The organism is Flavobacterium potami (assembly GCF_020026915.1).
Taxonomy (GTDB): Bacteria; Bacteroidota; Bacteroidia; order Flavobacteriales; family Flavobacteriaceae; genus Flavobacterium; species Flavobacterium potami.
The window spans coordinates 1-291 of sequence record NZ_JAINUY010000035.1 but is presented as its reverse complement, the minus strand read 5'-3'; the positions used below and the strand labels follow the sequence as shown (position 1 = coordinate 291).

The following is a 291-nucleotide window of genomic DNA, read 5'->3' as shown; positions in this document are numbered from 1 at the left end:
AAAAACCCAGATCACTAAACCGGATAACTGAATTATTACTGTTATGGTATCTGGGAGTGGGGATTGGTGTTGGATCCCTTTTCAGTGGTCTGGTACAGGTTTTAAGACCAGAAATGGTAGCTCAATCAACAGGATGGGCCTATTCGCCATTCCTGCGTGAAGTTGGATTTGCAAATATTTCATATGGTATTTTAGGTCTTCTGGCAGTGAAATTCAAGAACTTTTGGGCACCGACCATTATTGCTTACGCCGTATTCATGTGGGGCGCAGCCGCAGGCCACATCTATGAAA

1 protein-coding gene is annotated in these 291 nt (G+C 44.0%); it reads left to right on the top strand.

Annotated features, from left to right (window positions below; genetic code table 11):
* Positions 1-291, top strand: a 291-nt coding sequence (locus K6T82_RS24710) for a DUF6790 family protein (protein WP_476702585.1), incomplete at both ends; no start/stop codon positions are given.